The organism is Arcobacter venerupis, from assembly GCF_013201665.1.
GTDB lineage: Bacteria > Campylobacterota > Campylobacteria > Campylobacterales > Arcobacteraceae > Aliarcobacter > Aliarcobacter venerupis.
Genome location: NZ_CP053840.1, coordinates 2,530,183 through 2,545,481, shown reverse-complemented (window position 1 = coordinate 2,545,481; position 15,299 = coordinate 2,530,183). Strand labels below are relative to the sequence as shown.

The 15,299-nt window shown below is 25.6% G+C and carries 19 protein-coding genes; 13 read left to right on the top strand and 6 right to left on the bottom strand.

Annotated elements, in window-relative coordinates; all coding sequences use genetic code 11:
* Genes AVENP_RS12625 through tlyA form a run of 6 tightly spaced genes read right to left on the bottom strand, consistent with a single transcriptional unit; the run spans nucleotide 1 to nucleotide 5,233 of the window.
* Entirely contained in the window at nucleotides 1-1,389 is a 1,389-nt protein-coding gene (locus tag AVENP_RS12625; protein ID WP_128360180.1) for an FAD-linked oxidase C-terminal domain-containing protein, read from the bottom strand.
* Nucleotides 1,389-2,411 carry a plasminogen-binding N-terminal domain-containing protein gene (locus AVENP_RS12620; RefSeq protein ID WP_128360181.1) on the bottom strand — a complete coding sequence of 341 codons (1,023 nt, stop codon included), beginning with the start codon at nucleotides 2,409-2,411 and terminating at the stop codon, nucleotides 1,389-1,391. The genes AVENP_RS12625 and AVENP_RS12620 overlap by 1 nt, the downstream gene beginning before the upstream one ends.
* A 13-nt stretch (nucleotides 2,412-2,424) precedes the next feature.
* A complete protein-coding gene (gene bcp, locus AVENP_RS12615; RefSeq protein WP_128360182.1) occupies nucleotides 2,425-2,931 on the bottom strand; it encodes a thioredoxin-dependent thiol peroxidase in 507 nt (168 codons plus the stop codon).
* Between the two features lie 42 nt (nucleotides 2,932-2,973).
* A complete protein-coding gene (gene cmoA, locus AVENP_RS12610) occupies nucleotides 2,974-3,684 on the bottom strand; it encodes a carboxy-S-adenosyl-L-methionine synthase CmoA (RefSeq protein ID WP_128360183.1) in 711 nt (236 codons plus the stop codon).
* Between the two features lie 24 nt (nucleotides 3,685-3,708).
* Nucleotides 3,709-4,554: a bifunctional riboflavin kinase/FAD synthetase gene (locus tag AVENP_RS12605; RefSeq protein ID WP_128360184.1), complete on the bottom strand. Its 846-nt coding sequence runs from the start codon at nucleotides 4,552-4,554 to the stop codon at nucleotides 3,709-3,711.
* Complete coding sequence (gene tlyA / locus AVENP_RS12600; RefSeq protein ID WP_128360185.1) at nucleotides 4,523-5,233, bottom strand: 23S rRNA (cytidine-2'-O)-methyltransferase TlyA; 711 nt, start codon at nucleotides 5,231-5,233, stop codon at nucleotides 4,523-4,525. The genes AVENP_RS12605 and tlyA overlap by 32 nt, the downstream gene beginning before the upstream one ends.
* 14 nt (nucleotides 5,234-5,247) lie before the next feature.
* Between tlyA and AVENP_RS12595 the strand changes: the two genes are divergently transcribed.
* The 13 genes from AVENP_RS12595 to gspD all read left to right on the top strand — a co-directional run bounded on the left by AVENP_RS12595 (nucleotide 5,248) and on the right by gspD (nucleotide 15,299).
* A complete protein-coding gene (locus tag AVENP_RS12595) occupies nucleotides 5,248-5,820 on the top strand; it encodes an IMPACT family protein (RefSeq protein WP_128360186.1) in 573 nt (190 codons plus the stop codon).
* An 85-nt stretch (nucleotides 5,821-5,905) separates the two neighbouring features.
* Nucleotides 5,906-6,505, top strand: coding sequence for an MCP four helix bundle domain-containing protein (locus AVENP_RS12590; protein WP_128360187.1), 600 nt, complete (start codon nucleotides 5,906-5,908; stop codon nucleotides 6,503-6,505).
* Between the two features lie 58 nt (nucleotides 6,506-6,563).
* Nucleotides 6,564-7,268 (top strand): hypothetical protein, encoded by a 705-nt coding sequence (locus AVENP_RS12585; protein ID WP_128360188.1) that lies wholly within the window; start codon nucleotides 6,564-6,566, stop codon nucleotides 7,266-7,268.
* Complete coding sequence (locus AVENP_RS12580; protein ID WP_153802253.1) at nucleotides 7,261-7,404, top strand: hypothetical protein; 144 nt, start codon at nucleotides 7,261-7,263, stop codon at nucleotides 7,402-7,404. The genes AVENP_RS12585 and AVENP_RS12580 overlap by 8 nt, the downstream gene beginning before the upstream one ends.
* A 567-nt stretch (nucleotides 7,405-7,971) precedes the next feature.
* Nucleotides 7,972-8,346, top strand: coding sequence for a type II secretion system major pseudopilin GspG (gene gspG, locus AVENP_RS12575; protein WP_128360189.1), 375 nt, complete (start codon nucleotides 7,972-7,974; stop codon nucleotides 8,344-8,346).
* Nucleotides 8,334-8,891, top strand: a complete 558-nt coding sequence (locus tag AVENP_RS12570; protein ID WP_128360190.1) for a prepilin-type N-terminal cleavage/methylation domain-containing protein — start codon at nucleotides 8,334-8,336, stop codon at nucleotides 8,889-8,891. Before gspG ends, AVENP_RS12570 begins: the two co-directional genes overlap by 13 nt.
* A complete protein-coding gene (locus tag AVENP_RS12565; protein WP_128360191.1) occupies nucleotides 8,881-10,095 on the top strand; it encodes a type II secretion system F family protein in 1,215 nt (404 codons plus the stop codon). The genes AVENP_RS12570 and AVENP_RS12565 overlap by 11 nt, the downstream gene beginning before the upstream one ends.
* A gap of 1 nt (nucleotide 10,096) precedes the next feature.
* Nucleotides 10,097-10,756, top strand: coding sequence for a hypothetical protein (locus AVENP_RS12560; protein ID WP_128360192.1), 660 nt, complete (start codon nucleotides 10,097-10,099; stop codon nucleotides 10,754-10,756).
* Nucleotides 10,737-11,651: a hypothetical protein gene (locus AVENP_RS12555; RefSeq protein ID WP_128360193.1), complete on the top strand. Its 915-nt coding sequence runs from the start codon at nucleotides 10,737-10,739 to the stop codon at nucleotides 11,649-11,651. Before AVENP_RS12560 ends, AVENP_RS12555 begins: the two co-directional genes overlap by 20 nt.
* Nucleotides 11,648-12,043, top strand: coding sequence for a hypothetical protein (locus tag AVENP_RS12550; protein WP_128360194.1), 396 nt, complete (start codon nucleotides 11,648-11,650; stop codon nucleotides 12,041-12,043). The genes AVENP_RS12555 and AVENP_RS12550 overlap by 4 nt, the downstream gene beginning before the upstream one ends.
* On the top strand, nucleotides 12,043-12,570 hold the full coding sequence (locus tag AVENP_RS12545; RefSeq protein WP_128360195.1) for a hypothetical protein: 528 nt from the start codon (nucleotides 12,043-12,045) through the stop codon (nucleotides 12,568-12,570). Before AVENP_RS12550 ends, AVENP_RS12545 begins: the two co-directional genes overlap by 1 nt.
* On the top strand, nucleotides 12,554-13,369 hold the full coding sequence (locus AVENP_RS12540; RefSeq protein ID WP_172664313.1) for a PDZ domain-containing protein: 816 nt from the start codon (nucleotides 12,554-12,556) through the stop codon (nucleotides 13,367-13,369). The genes AVENP_RS12545 and AVENP_RS12540 overlap by 17 nt, the downstream gene beginning before the upstream one ends.
* On the top strand, nucleotides 13,356-15,299 hold the full coding sequence (gene gspD / locus AVENP_RS12535; RefSeq protein ID WP_172664312.1) for a type II secretion system secretin GspD: 1,944 nt from the start codon (nucleotides 13,356-13,358) through the stop codon (nucleotides 15,297-15,299). The genes AVENP_RS12540 and gspD overlap by 14 nt, the downstream gene beginning before the upstream one ends.

Genomic DNA, 15,299 nt, shown 5'->3' with positions numbered 1-15,299 from the left:
TTATAAACCCATTTTAAATGGATTTAAAATATTATTTGGATCAAATGCTTTTTTGATATTTCTAAATAGGTTCATTTCAGCTTCTGTAAATGCAATATGCATAAATGGAGCTTTTGATGTACCTATTCCATGCTCACCACTTAAAGTTCCACCTAAATCAACAACATATTGAAAAATCTCTTCGATGGCTTTGTGTCCGTCTTCCATCTCTTTTTCATTTGTTTTATCTTTTACCATTACATTAACATGGATATTTCCATCTCCTGCATGACCAAAACAAGGAACTTGGAAGCCATATTTTTCACCAATTTTATAAATCCCATCAAGGGCAACTGGAAGTTTAGATCTTGGAACGGAAATATCTTCATTTAATTTTTTAGTTCCATAAATCATAGTTGCTGGACTTGCATTTCGTCTAGCAAACCAAAGTTTTTTACCTTCTTCTTCATCTTTAGCAATTATAAATTCAGTTGAACCATTTGCAGCAAATGATTCTTTTAGCGTTTGAAGCTGTGAATCAATTTCTGCCATTGAACTAGCATCAACATCACCAACTAAAATTCCACCTGCATTATCAGGAAGTGAAACTTGTGGAAATTTTTGTTTTAATGCTTTAATTACAAGGGCATCTAAAAATTCCATAGCAACTGGATTTGCTCCAGCTGCGAGTGATTTAAATACAGCTGTCATTGCACTATCAACGCTTGGAAAAACTCCCATGTATGTTTGTTTGAACTTTGGTTTTGGAATTAATTTTAAAGTAATTTCTGTGATAACAGCAAGAGTTCCTTCACTTGCTATTAAAATTCCAGCTGTGTTATAACCAGCAACATCTTTAATAGTTCTTTTTCCTGCAACAATAATATCTCCATTTGGTAAAACAGCTCTTAAAGCCATTACATAATCTTTTGTAATACCATATTTTGCAGCTCTCATACCACCTGCATTTTCACTTACATTTCCTCCAAGTGTTGAGTACTCTTCACTTGCTGGATCTGGAGGATAAAAAAGTCCTACTTCTTCAACTGCTTTTTGAAATTGCATATTGATAAGTCCTGGTTGAACAACTCCAACCATATTTTCCATATCAATTTCAAGTAGTTTATTCATATGTCGTTCAAGACTTAGAATAATCCCTCCACTTGCAGGTAATGCTCCACCTGTAAATCCAGAACCTGCACCACGTGGCACAATTATGATTTGATGTTCATTACAATATTTTAAAATATCAGATACATCTTGTTCATGTCGTGGAAATACAACAGCATCTGGTTCGAATCTTGTTCTTGTTGCATCGTAACAAAATGCAATTAAATGTGCTTTGTCACTTTTTATATTTTCTTCACCAACAACTGAAGTAATATAATCTAAATGTTTTTTGTCAATCATTAGTTAATTCCTAAAATCATTTTATAATAATCGTTGTAACTTAAGTTCTTTTTACCTGAGAAGAAATCAAAAAATGACCAATGGAAAATAGTATCTTCAATTTCTTCAACTCTTGTATAAAATGGCATTTTTACTTCAGCCGAGTTATCATAATTAATTGCATAACTTTGTAAAATAGTGAATGTTTTCGTATCAATAACAAAAACTTTATTTTCAATTACCATAAAGATTGTTCCAAGATTTTGCTCAATTGCAAATTTTTGAATATCTTCTTTTGTAGGATAAGGAATATTATCTACTTTTAATTTTGCAGCAAATATATCTGAGTGGATAAAGTTATTTGATTTAAAACTATCTCTTACACTTTGGAAAGCATCTAACTCAGGTGCTATTAATAAAGATGAATTATACATATAATTTAAAATTAAAATATCATTGTTAGCTACAACTCTATTAGATGTTGGAATTGCATTTTGTTCTAAATCATTGAATTCAAAAAATTCAACAACTGAACTATTTGCACTTGAACTTATTACTTTTGCATTAGAAACTATTAATCTTTTGTCATTGTTAAATATATGAACAACGATTCCAGTTTGTCCAATAATTAAATTTCCAACATCAATAGTACTTTTATTATCTTGGATATTTGTAATTTTTGTGCCAATTGGTTTAATTGAGAATTCATTATTTGAAGTAGTTGGATTTTCAGTAATTGATGTTCTTAATAAAACATTACTATTATTTTGTTTTGTATTATTACCTTTTGTAAAGTAGTAAGTATAATTAAATTTATTTTTTGAAGAATTAATTTTAATATCCAAAACATCCCAACCATTATCTTTCATATCATTTAATGATAATTTCCCATTACAAATACCACCATCAAGTGCAACATCTTCAATTAAAGAAGGTTTTTCTACCTCATTTTTATAACAAGTTGTATCTTGAGCAAATGCTAGATTTGATAATAAACAAGTGCTCGCACTAACTAATAAAAGCTTACTAAATATTTTTGTCATTGTTATTCCTAATTTAAATTGATTGTAATTCATGAAGTTTAGCTTTAACTTCATCTACGTGTAAAATCTCTATTTTTTCACCTTTTACACTTTTTTTCTTTCTAACACTTACTTTATCCCAAATAGCTGCAATTTTCCCTTCAGGATTTATGATAAATGTGCTTCTAACAACTCCCATAAACTCTTTACCCATAAATTGTTTTAATTGCCAAACTCCATAATCTTCGCACATTTTTTTGCTAACATCAGATAAAAGAGTAATTGTTAAATCATATTTATCAATAAATTTTCTATGTTTTAGTGTATCATCAGCACTAACACCTAAAATAACTGCATCTAAATCATCAAAAGATGAGTGATTATCTGTAAAATCACAAGCCTCAGTAGTACAACCTGGTGTTAAATCTTTTGGGTAAAAGTATAAAACTATCCATTTTCCTGCTAAGTCTCTTGAACAAATTTCAACATCATCTTGATTTGGTGCACAAAAACTAGGTGCTATATCTCCAACTTTTAACATCATATTTCCTTTTAAATTAGTTCCCAATTTGAAAGGGAACTATTATTTTTTTATTGCTATAAATGTTGCAAAATTAACCCATTTGAAAATAGTTTCACAATGGCTAAATCCAGCATCTAATATCATTTTTTTATTTTCTTCTTCTGTATATGGAATTAGTACATTTTCCAAAGCTTCTCTTTTTTGCGATATTTCAAATTCACTATAACCTTGAGTTTTTTTGAACTCATAATATTCATCAATAGATTGTTTATTTAGTGTTGAATTTGAAGAGATAACTTTTTCACTAAAGATAAAAATTCCTTTGTCTTCTAGTGAATCATATATTTTTTTTACTAATTTTTCTCTTTGAAGTGGTCTGATAAATTGTAAAGTGTAGTTTGAAAGAATTAGTTTTGCATTTTCATAGTTTACATCATGTAAATCAGCATTTATAAGATCTATTTCAACCCCAAAAGCTTTTGCTTTTTTTGCTGCACGACTTAACATGGCACTTGAGTTATCAATACCAATTAACTTTAAATTATGACTGCAATGTTTACTAAGTTCAATCAAAGTTGAAGCTGTTGAACATCCTAAGTCATAAACTTTGTCATTTTCACTTAAAAAATTGCAAGCAAAATCTATTGATAACCTTTGCATCTCTTTGTAAAAAGGAACTGATCTGTTTAACATATCGTCAAATACTGATGCTACTTCTTCATCAAATTCAAACTGTTTGGTTATTGATTTATTAAATACTTTATCTATCATTCTAATATTTTATCTAAATGCATATTAATAAATATTAATAAAGTAATTTTTAGCAGATTCTATGTCATTTAGTATCTGATTTTTTAACTCTTCAAAACCATTAAACTTTTGATTATCTCTAATTTTTTTAATAAATTTTATTTGAGTTGTGTAGTTGCTGTTTTTTATATTTTCACCTAAAATATGAGTTTCTACAGCATAACTTCCATCGGTTGTGACTCGATGTCCTAAAAAAGTTATTGAGTTGTACTCTTTTTCATTTAAGATAGTTTTTGTGATATAAACTCCCTCTTTTGGAAGTAAAAATTCTTTTATTTTTAGATTAATTGTTGGAACAAAACTTTTAGAACCTAAACCTTGTCCTTTGATCTGGTGGCCATAGATTTTATATTCTTTTCCTAAAAGTTTATTTGCTGTTTGTATATCTCCATCTTTTAGATATTCTCTTATAATTCTTGAATGAACAGCTATATCATCTAATTTTATCTCATCAATAATTTTTACTTCTCCTGCAAAAAGTTCTTGTAATTTATCTGTGCAATATTTTCTATTTTTCCCAAAACAAAAATCATAACCTACTACTATTTTTTTTAAATTTGGAAACTCTTCTTTTAAAAGTTTAATAAATTGGTCACCCTCAAGATGTTTTATATTCTCAAGTACATAGTAATAAATAGGATGAATACTGTACTCTTGTCTATATATTTTAGGGGTTAAGTTTGCATAACCTGATTCAATTGATACAATTGCACCATGTTCATCTAAATTTTTGAATAGTTCTTGATGGGCTATGTGCATTCCATCAAATCCTCCAATTGCAATTGAAGTTATTGTATTTTTATTTACTAAAGTAGAAGAGCTCTTCGTCATTTCCATCTTTTCCTTGTAGTTTGCTAAGACTTGAATAGTTTAAATTCCAATTTAATATTTTTGTTTTTTCTAAGAAAATTTCCCTTGCTTTTATAATCGCATTTTTATCTTTTACTACACCTTTTTTATCCCTTTTTACCTTTGTTCCTACTTCAAACTGAGGTTTAAAAAGAATAATTATATCTTTTGAAGCTAAACGATTTATATCTTCAATGATATATAAAATAGAGATAAATGAAACATCGCAAGTTACAATTTCAAAAATTTCTTCACTTTTGAAGTTTCTAATATCTGTATTTTCAAAAAATGATATTCTTTTATCATCTTTTATTCTTTGGTGTAGTTGATTTGAACCAACATCAACGCAAGTAACTTTTAAAACATTATTTTCAAGAAGTATTTGAGTGAAACCACCTGTACTACTTCCTATATCTAAACAATTTTTATTTTTTAAATCAAAATCTTTTAACTCTTCTAAAAAATATTTTAGTTTATATGCTGCACGAGACACATAAAAATCTTCTTCTAAGAGTTCAATATTGTGAAATTCTTCAACATTAAAAGATGGTTTTGTTATAATTGCGCCATCACATTTAACTTTGCTTGATTTTATTAGTTCATTTGCCTTGTTTCGGCTTTGGACATTAAAAGTGGTTGTTAAGTATAAATCTAATCTCATGGAGGCAATTATAGTTGAAGTTTGTTCAAAAAGAGTTTAGCTATGCTTTTGAAGAAAAAAAGTCAAAATTTATAGCATATTTAATACCCTATGAAATATTCGATATTGTGATGATTCGACTAAGAAACGAACATCCAAAAGCCAGACATTTTGTATATGCCTATAGATTTTTAAATGAGTTTGGTCAAATAGTTGAAAATAGCAGTGATGATGGAGAACCAAAAGGTACAAGTGGAAAACCCTCACTTGCAGTAATCGCAGGAGCTGAGATTATAAATAGTGCAGTAATAATAGTGCGTTATTTTGGTGGCGTTAAGTTAGGAACTGGCGGATTAGTTCGAGCTTATGGGGATAGCATAAATGAAGTTATAAAAATTGCTGTTTTTAAAGAGTACAAAAAACTAATAAATAAAATATTAGAGTGCGAATATACTGAACTTTCTCAATTAGAATATCTCTTAAATCAAGAAGATATACAAATAAAATCAAAAGATTTTTCTACAAATGTAAGTTTAATCATAGAACTCACATCTGAACAATTTCTTATCCTAGAATCAAAACTTTCAAGAAATATAAAAATTTCATAATTATTTAATACATTTATTTTAAATAAATCCAATTAGTTATATTATTATTTAGAAGTAATATAAAAATTGACTAAAGGATAAAATCATGGAAATTTCAACACAAGATTATGGATATAGTTCATCAAAAACAACAAGTACATCAAAAGTAATTAGTAATTCAGAATTTGAAAGTTATTTGCAAGAGCAATTAAAAACAAAAACTTCTGATGATGAAGTTTCAAATGTAAAAAATGATGAAAATAGTCCAATTCAAATTAGACACCGTGCTGGAACAGATGCTGATGGTAATACAATATTCTTTCCTAAAGAAATTGAAGATCAATTAGCAGATCTACAAAAAAAACATATTGAAACTAAAGATCCAAAATATATGTTTATGCAAACAGAAATTATTATGCAGTATAACGCATACCAAAATGGAAGTGATGTAGATTCAATGTTTGTAGTGGGAAAAGATGGACAATTTAACTGGACAGAAAAAAAAGCAACGATGACAAATAATGATGATGTTGATAGTCAAAAATTTGTAGATAAAATGTTAGATATATTTATAGAAAAACTAGGAAATTCAAGTGGAGATTTAAAAGATAAATATCAAGACTTAGTAGATAATTATCAACAAATGAAAGACCAGATAGAGACTAATAAAACAAATTCATATAGAGAAAGTTCATTTTATGCTTGATAAAAAGTTTTTATGTCGAAGTATACTTATTTTTATATTTTTATTAAAAGGATAAAAAATGCAAATCACAAATAATCAAATCATAGAAAATAATTCTAGTGGTAATTCTAATTTTACTACACAAGTGAATAGTGAAAATAAAACAATCTCTTTTGAATCTTATCTGAGTGCAATTAATGAAGTACAAAGTGTTAAAAATACAACTTATAGCCAAGAAACTACAAAAATTGATTATAGTAACTATACTCCTGCCCAAATGAAAGAAATTCCCTATGAAGAAGCAAAAGCTAATTATGATGCAATAAATCAAAGAATAAATGATTTAGGTATGAAAGTATTTTCATTTGATGAGGGAATGGTATATAGTGATGTTTGCACTCAACTTTGTAGCGTAAATTTAAGTGATAATGACAAATTAAATAAAGCAGTTTATGAAACTTTAAGAGCTATAAAAGACCCTGTTGAGTCAATTACAGTATCTTCAGAAATACACACAAATCTACAAGATTATTATTATGGAAAAGCAATTAATGCGAGTTTTGTAGTATCAAATAACCAAATACATACGGATAAAAATCTTACAAAGTCACAATTAAATAGTATAAATGTGGAAGATTTTCTTTCTAAAATGGTAGTAGCATTTTCAGAAGATTATGCAAATGCTCCAATGAGTGTAAAAAATCAATATAAACAAATAGTTGATGGATATAGTTTATTTCAACAAAATTATAATCAATCAAAAAAAGAGTCATATTATGCATAATTTAGAAGATAAAAGAATCAAAATTATTGTTATTTTAGTTGCGTTAGTTGGACTTATAATTTATTATTTTTATCCAAAAGATGAATATGTGATGGAAATGGTAAAACCCACAAGACCTCATATAGAAAAAGTATAAGAGATAAAAGAGTTACCAAAGCAAGAAAAAGTAGAGGTTGAAATAAGAGATAAAAACTCTACTAGATATGTACCAATTATTGGTGAAATAGAAGATAATTCAAATATAAGTAGATTTACGATTTCTATTAGTGAAGATTATTTATTGTAACTACAGGAAAAATATATTGAAACTAAAGATCCTAAATACATGTTTATGTATAAAATTTGAATAATACTTCAACAGCTCAAAATAGTGTAAAGGAACAACATAAACAAATAGTTGATGGATATAGTTTGTTTTAGAAAAATTATAGTGACTTTATATAAAGTATGTTAAGTGAATACAGAAAATATATGAATATCTAACAATTAAGCGTTCTTTTGAATCATCAGAAATGTACAAAAACTTTTAAAAAATTCAGCAAATATAAAAATTTTATAATCAAACTAAATAATTTCAATAAAAAATTCAAATATATTTAAGGAGTAAATTATATAATTTAATTAGTTATTTAATAATAAAGTATTTTGTAACCTAAATATAACCAAACTGAGATAGGATACTTCTTTTTTATAAGGAATTGATTTGAAAAAAGCGTTTTCATTAATGGAATTGATGGTAGTTATTATCATTTTAGGTTTACTTGCAGCTTTTGTTTTGCCAAACTTAACTGGTAAAAGTGATGAAGCAAAAAATAAGTTGGTTTGTATTCAAATGAAAAGTATTGCTCAAACATTAAAAATGTACAAACTTGATACTTCAAGTTACCCAAAAACTGAAGAGGGATTAAAACTTTTAGTTGAGAAAAAATACTTTGAAGATGGGAAACTTCCAAAAGATGCTTGGGGGAATGAGTTTATTTATATATCAACTGATGATAGTTTTGATTTAGTATCATTTGGGTCAGACAAAAAAGAAAACAGTGAAGATGATATATATTTGTCAAAATGTGGCAATTAAATATGGATTTGATTAGGGTAAAAAAAGCTTTTACTCTAATTGAATTAATTATTGTGATTATTCTTATTTCAACTACATATTTTTTAGTTTTTTCAAATAGTACTTTTAATATGAAAAAAGATGTTGAAAAATTAACTTTATTAACTTTAAAAGAGTATTTGTTAAATAATTTTGAGTTTGAAAAAGAGTTATCTTTTTTATGTATTGAAGATGAATTTTCATGTTATATAAAAAAAGACGGAATTCTTGATAAAGATTTCAAAGTAACAAACTTTTTTAAAACAAAACCTGATATATACGAATATAACGCCGATGAAAGAAAAGTAGAGTTTGAAGAGTTAAGAGTTGATAATGTAAATCACAATGTAATTTTTGAATTGAAAATAAATAATGATTATAAAACAAATGAGTTTATTGCTGATACTTTAGATAGTGAAATTTTCGTTTTTAATTCAATTTTTACAAAGCCTAAAAAATATAAATCTTTATATGAAAGTACAGATACTTTTAGTGTAAATCAAAAAGAGGTAAGAGATGCTTTTTAAGTATAGTGGTTTTGATTCAAATGGTTTGAAAGTCAAATCAAAACTTGAAGCAGCTTCACTAGAAGAAGCAAAACTAAAATTAAAAGCAAAAGGTATTTTACATATTTCTTTGGAAGAAGAGAGTTTTTCTTTATCAAATTTTTCTTTTAAAAGAAGAAAAAGTATTAATTTAGCCAATTTATCATATCTAAGTCGAGATTTAAGTATCTATTTAAATTCAGGAATCTCTTTAATTCAATCAATAGATTTATTAAAACAAAGATATAAAAATGATAAAACTTTGGGTTCTTTTTTTGAATCAATTGCTACGTATTTAGATGAAGGAAAGACTTTTTATTTAGCTTTAGATTCTCAAAATGTAATAAAACTTCCAGATTTTTATAAACAATCAATAAAAATAAGTGAAAATGGTGGATTGTTAGAGTCAGTTTTATTTGAACTTTCAACTTTTTTAAAGGAGCAAGATAGAATTAAAAAACAAGTTGGTTCTGCTTTGGCTTACCCTTTGTTTATTCTTTTTATATCTTTTTTTATGGTTGGATTTATGTTAAGTTTCATCGTTCCAAAAATCACAGATATATTTACTCAAATAAATCAAGAATTACCAACAAGTACAAAATTAGTTATAAAATTAGGTGATTTTTTTTCAAATAATTATGCTTATGTACTTTTGTTTTTTATTATAAGTATTGGCGGGTTCATTTTTTTACTAAAAAAATCAAAAACTTTTAAATACGCCTTTGATAAGTTTTGTTTAAAAATCCCATTTTTTTCAACTATGATAGAACAAGGTGAACTTTCAAGATTTTCTTATATGAATTCTATTTTGATAAAATCAGGTGTTCCAATAGTTCAAGCCATAAACTTAGGTGCAAATATTTTAAAAAACTCTGTAATAAAAAGAGTTTTTATTGAAGCTTCAAAAAGTGTAGTTGAGGGGAAAAAACTCTCTGTTTTACTTAGCAATAATAAAATATATAAAATTGATGAAGCTTTTATTCACTCAATTGCAATTGGAGAAGATACAAGTAAATTAGCTCAAATTTTAAGTAATTTAGCCTCTTTATATAATGAAGCAAATAAAGATAAAACAGATATATTTTTAGCTTTATTAGAACCTGTTTTTATGCTTTTTGTAGGTTCAACAATTGGATTTATTGTTATTGCCATGCTTTTACCAATCTTCTCTATGAATTTGGGTTAAGATGAAAAAATCTATTGTTTTACTTATCTCTTTATTTTTTATAGCAGCCGTTTCATTATTGATAATCCAAAATCTTAAAGATACAGATTCTTATATAAATGAGCAAAATAGTAAGTTTACTAAAACACAAATAATGTTTCTTTTAAATAATGCAAAAGATGAAGTATCAAAAATTTTATCTAAAAATCAAGAAAATGATATTAGCTCTTATTTAGATATTGATTATCCTATAGTTGTAAAAGATGCGAAAATCATAGTAAAACTTAAAGAGTATGATAAATATAATATTAATCTTTTAAAAAGTAAGGATGAAAAAGATTATGAATCTATAAAAAAGTTTTTTGAGGATAATAGCGTTTATGATATTGAAACTTTTAGATATTTAATGAAAGATAAGCAAGATATAAAAAACTATAAACAACTAGATGATTTATTAGTAACTGTTACAAAAGAGAGTTCTGATAAACGAATTTTAGATTTAAAAAATTATTTGGGTTTTATAAAATTTGATAAAAAAGATACGGATACGAATGATGAAAAAAAAGAGATACTTTTTTATGAATTATTTGTAAAAGTAGATTATATAAAACAGTTTGCAAAAGCATATTATATATTAAATAAAAATGGAGGAGTAGAGTATTTTGAGCTTAGTTTCAAGTAAAAGTAAAAAAGTTTTTTTATGTTCTAACATGAAAATAGATGAAACTTCAAAGGTAGATATTATTTTATCACCTGAGTTTTATTGGGTTAGAGTATTTGATATACCTGTAAAAAATATAACACAAGCAAAAGCTGTAATACCGCCATTATTTGAGGATGTATTACAAGAAGTTAGTGAACTCTCTTATCAAGTAATAAAATCAGATGAGAATAAATATCTATGTTTTGCATATATAAATAAAAAAATATTTGAAGCTGTAAAAGATTCAGGAATAAATCTATCTTTGGTAAATGCTATTTATTTTGCACAAAATGAGTGTAAAGATTTTAGACAGTTTTGTATAGATGATAAAAGTTTTTTATATACAAGTGATGATATTTTAGTAAAAGTTCCAAATGAAGTATTAACTCAAAAAGTAGTGTTAAATGATTTTATTGAAAATATAAATCTATCTTCAAATAAAATAGATATAAAGTTTTACAATAATTTTTTGAGTTCAAAACAAATTTATATGGTTTTGATTATTTGTACGATTATTTTCACAATTAACTTTTCTAAATATTTTGCCTATGAAAATGAAATATCAAAACTTGATGAAAAAATAGAAAAAATAAAAGTCTCAAATAATCTTCCCTCAAGCACAATTCAAATTGATTCAATTATAAAAGCAAATACTAACATTGCACAAAAAGAGATAAATAAAAGGGACGCTTTGTTTTATATTTTGGCAAATAATAGTATAGATATAAAAGATATTACTCTTCAAGGTGATGTACTAGATATGAATTTCTTAAATGTAGATAAGACAAAAATAGAAAAGTATATTTCAAAAAAATATAAAATAATTTCAAGCACTTCAAATAATTTGATTTTAAATATAAAGGTTCAATTATGAATAGATTAAATCCTTTATATATAATTTTACTTTTTATTACAATAGTTTTTTTATCTTTTTATACAATTTCAAATGAGAAAAAAGCCTATTACAAGAAAGTTGAAGAGACAAAACAGCTAGAAAGTAAAGCTTTAGAGTTTAAAAATTTAGTAAATGCTTGGACAAGTGAAAAGTATATAAATAGCACCTTAGATGAGATTTCAAAAAGTCAGATTTTTGCAAAAGAGCAGATTTCAAGAACTGCAACAAAAGAGCTTATAAAAATAAAAATTGATTCAGCTAATCCAGAAATTTTGGATATTTTTTTAAACAAAGTTTTAAATAAACAATTAATTATCAAAAAATTGCAATTAGATAAAAACTCTATAGATTTAGAAATAGGTATCAAATAATGAAAAAAATATTAAAACTCTTCTTGTATATTTTTGTTTTTATTGTATTTTTTATAATATTCTTACCAAAAGAATCTTTTTATAATCTTTTAGAAAAAGAGTTAGAAAAAAATCAAATTATAATTTCAAATGAAATAAAAAAAGAGAAACCATTTTCTTTTTCTGTGATGAATGCAGATATTTTTTATCAAGGAAGTAATATTTCAAAAGTAGATGATATTACTTTTAATACATATTTAGTTCAAACAAAAGTTACTATTAAAAATATTAATTTTTTAGATTCTCTAAGCTCTTTTGCTCCAACCCCAATAAATGAAGTTATTTTTGAACACTCTATTTTTGATTTTAATAAAATCAATATTAAATCAAAAGGAACTTTTGGTGAATTAAGTGGATATATTGATATTCTAAAAAGAGAAGTAAAAATTGAGCTAAGTGCTTCAAATATGATGAAAAATTCATACAATAAACTTCTACAAAATATGAAACTTACAAATGAAAGGTATATCTATGAATATAAATTTTAATACTTTATTCCATAAATCATTACCTTTTATATATATAATTTTATTAGCATTTTTAATAAATAGTGTAATCTTTTTTTACCTTCCAAAAAGTGGTGTTGATTTTATAAAAAATAATTCTTTATTTTTAGATTATAAAAAATATGCTTTTTATTCAAATATAAAAAATATAGAAAAAAAAGTTGATGATACAAATTCAAAACAGATTGTGCAGACTTTATCAAAATACAATTTAAAAGCTATCTACTTTAGAAGTAATGATGAGGGTTGGATTACAATAGAAGAAAAATCAGGAGATAAAAGTTATATCTTAGCACAAGGTGAACAAATTGATGGATATACCCTTTTCAGGCTTTTCAAAAACTATATACTTTTTATAAAAGATAATAAAGAGTTTAAATTGGAAATTAAAGAAGAAATAGGTGGTAATTCCTCATTTAGTGAACCTTTAAATAATCAAAATCAAGAGATTGTTATAAAAAATAATGGAGCGATAATAAGTAGAGATTATTTAAATTCTTATACGTCAAATATAGAAAAAATTTGGGAAAATATTGCAATAGATGAGATTAAAAATGATAATAAAGTTGAGGGGTTTAAAATAAGTAAGATAACGAAAAATTCTGTTTTTGAAAAGATTGGTTTAAAAGAGGGCGATATAATAAAAACTATCAATAATAATGCTTTAAACTCTTATGGTGATGCGATGAAGGTTTATAATAATATTAAAGATACAACTTATTTAAATATTGAGGTTTTGAGAAAAAATGAATTAGTGGAGTTGAATTATGAGATTAATTAGTAAGATTTTGTTAGTTGGAGTATTTATTTTTACTTTAAGTGCTGAAGAAAAAATGAATATAAATTTTAAAGATTTAAAGATTATGGATTTAGTAAAAATTACTTCTAAAATCATAGATAAAAATATTCTGATAACAGAAGAGATAAAAGGAAATGTTGATTTTATTTCCAATAAACCTGTAAATAAAGATGAGTTAATAAAAATATTAGGTTTTGTACTTGAAGGCAAAGGTTACTCTTTAGTTCAAAGTGATGAAATGTTAAGAATTGTTAAATTAAATGAGAGTGCAAATAGTAATGTTCCTGTTGCTAATAATAATCCTAAAGATGATTTGTATTGGATGGTAACAGAAGTTTTTACAGTAAAAGATGCAGATGTTGATTATATTGCTTCAAAAATAAGACATTTAGTTTCAAAAGATGGGAAAATGGTTACAAATAAAGATTCAAATGCTTTAGTAATTACTGATTTCAAAGATAATATAACAACAGTTAAAGAGGTTGTAAATATAATGACTTCAGGAGCGAATAAAGATACTGTAATTGTTGAACTTATAAATATAGATGCAAGTGATGCAAAGAAAAATTTAGATGCAATAGCGAAATCAAAATTCAATGAAAAAGTTGAAACTCAAAAAGTATCGATTGTAGATAATAAAGATAATAACTCTTTAGTAATTATAGGTGAAAAAAGTAATATAAATTATTTAGCTAGATATATAAAAAATGTAGATAGTAATAGTTCATTAATAAAAAGAGAAGTAAAAGTTTTTTCTTTAAAAAATGTTGATGCTGTAAATGTAATAAAAATACTTGATTCAATTGTAGGTAAAAAAACATATGCAGATCCTAATAGTAAACCTTTAGTTTCAGCAGATGAAGAATCAAATGCAATTGTTATAATGGGACCCAGTGATGAACTTGAATATATTAGTACATTAGTAGAGGAACTTGATAAGGAAAAAGGTCAAGTGTATGTACAAGCTAGAATTATTGAAGTAAATGATGAGGTAGTTAATAATATTGGGGTTCAATATGGAATATTTGGAGGAACTTCTGGAAGTAATGGACTTGCAACTTTCTCTTCGAATTTGAATGGTGGTTCGAATTCAATTTCATTAGTAAAAGATGCAATTGGTTTGGATATTCCTGATATAAAATCTGGTTTAGCGCTTGGAGCTTCATTAAATCTTTTAAAACAAAATGGAGCTTTAGATGTAGTTTCAGAGCCATCTATTCTAGCTGTTAATAATAAAGAGAGTTCAATTTATGTTGGCGAAAAAATCTCGATACAGATTTCAAGTTCAGTAACAGATGGTGGAACAGAAAGAACAAATTATCAAAGAGAAGATGTGGGATTAACTCTTAAAGTAAAACCAAGAATCTCAAGTGAATCAAAAGTTACTCTTGAAATAAGTACTTTATTAGAGGGAATTAAAACTACTCAAACTGCTAGTGGAAATCCTGATACTTTGAAAAAAGAGATTAAAACAACAGCTATTTTAAATAATGGTGAGAGTGTAATCATTGGTGGACTAATAGAAAATAAAAATGAATCAACTATTCAAAAAGTTCCAGTTTTAGGTTATATTCCTCTGGTTGGAAACCTATTTACAAATGATTCAAATACAGTAAAGAAAAATAATTTAGTGGTAATTATAACTCCGTATATGATACCAAAATCAAAAGATATTACTTATGTTAGAAATCAGTTAGCAGAACTTAAAGGTATGGAAGATAAATATTTAGAAGATTCTTTAATTAGATTAAAAGAAAATGCAGTTAAAAAAAGAGTTGAAACTCAAAAAAGAGAAGAAAAAATAGCTGATTTAAATGACCAGTTAAAAGATTTAAATCCAGAAAAAACAATTTCAGAGGTTGATAAAAAAACTGAACATGAAAGAAAAGTAAAAGAAATTTTAGGACAATAA

Coding starts and splice junctions, on each gene's coding strand:
- AVENP_RS12580 (WP_153802253.1), top strand. CDS start 7,261: ATGCATAATTTAGAAGATAAAAGAATCAAAATTATTGTTATTTTAGTT.
- AVENP_RS12540 (WP_172664313.1), top strand. CDS start 12,554: ATGAATATAAATTTTAATACTTTATTCCATAAATCATTACCTTTTATA.
- bcp (WP_128360182.1), bottom strand. CDS start 2,931: ATGTTAAAAGTTGGAGATATAGCACCTAGTTTTTGTGCACCAAATCAA.
- gspD (WP_172664312.1), top strand. CDS start 13,356: ATGAGATTAATTAGTAAGATTTTGTTAGTTGGAGTATTTATTTTTACT.
- AVENP_RS12605 (WP_128360184.1), bottom strand. CDS start 4,554: ATGACGAAGAGCTCTTCTACTTTAGTAAATAAAAATACAATAACTTCA.
- AVENP_RS12620 (WP_128360181.1), bottom strand. CDS start 2,411: ATGACAAAAATATTTAGTAAGCTTTTATTAGTTAGTGCGAGCACTTGT.
- AVENP_RS12550 (WP_128360194.1), top strand. CDS start 11,648: ATGAATAGATTAAATCCTTTATATATAATTTTACTTTTTATTACAATA.
- AVENP_RS12590 (WP_128360187.1), top strand. CDS start 5,906: ATGGAAATTTCAACACAAGATTATGGATATAGTTCATCAAAAACAACA.
- AVENP_RS12570 (WP_128360190.1), top strand. CDS start 8,334: ATGTGGCAATTAAATATGGATTTGATTAGGGTAAAAAAAGCTTTTACT.
- cmoA (WP_128360183.1), bottom strand. CDS start 3,684: ATGATAGATAAAGTATTTAATAAATCAATAACCAAACAGTTTGAATTT.
- AVENP_RS12585 (WP_128360188.1), top strand. CDS start 6,564: ATGCAAATCACAAATAATCAAATCATAGAAAATAATTCTAGTGGTAAT.
- AVENP_RS12625 (WP_128360180.1), bottom strand. CDS start 1,389: ATGATTGACAAAAAACATTTAGATTATATTACTTCAGTTGTTGGTGAA.
- AVENP_RS12545 (WP_128360195.1), top strand. CDS start 12,043: ATGAAAAAAATATTAAAACTCTTCTTGTATATTTTTGTTTTTATTGTA.
- tlyA (WP_128360185.1), bottom strand. CDS start 5,233: ATGAGATTAGATTTATACTTAACAACCACTTTTAATGTCCAAAGCCGA.
- AVENP_RS12560 (WP_128360192.1), top strand. CDS start 10,097: ATGAAAAAATCTATTGTTTTACTTATCTCTTTATTTTTTATAGCAGCC.
- AVENP_RS12565 (WP_128360191.1), top strand. CDS start 8,881: ATGCTTTTTAAGTATAGTGGTTTTGATTCAAATGGTTTGAAAGTCAAA.